The organism is Streptococcus mitis (assembly GCF_946190065.1).
GTDB lineage: Bacteria > Bacillota > Bacilli > Lactobacillales > Streptococcaceae > Streptococcus > Streptococcus mitis_DE.
Map to the genome: position 1 here is coordinate 1 of NZ_CAMHZD010000282.1, position 230 is coordinate 230.

Annotated in this window: 1 protein-coding gene; it reads left to right on the forward strand. The window is 51.3% G+C overall.

Annotation, left to right across the window (positions count from 1 at the left end; translation table 11 throughout):
- A partial coding sequence (locus OCF96_RS10130) for a hypothetical protein (protein WP_261447096.1) occupies positions 1-230 on the forward strand: 230 nt, incomplete at both ends.

Consider the following 230-nt stretch of genomic DNA (forward strand, 5'->3'; position numbering starts at 1 on the left):
AGCACCTCAGCTAGCCAATCGGCTTCAACAAGTGCTTCAGCTTCTGCTAGCACATCAGCTTCTGAATCAGCTTCAACAAGTGCTTCAGCTTCAGCTTCGACAAGCGCCTCTGAGTCAGCGTCAACAAGTGCCTCAGCATCAGCAAGCACCTCAGCTAGTCAGTCTGCTTCAACAAGTGCCAGCCAATCAGCAAGCACGTCAGCAAGCCAAAGTGCTTCAACAAGTGCAAG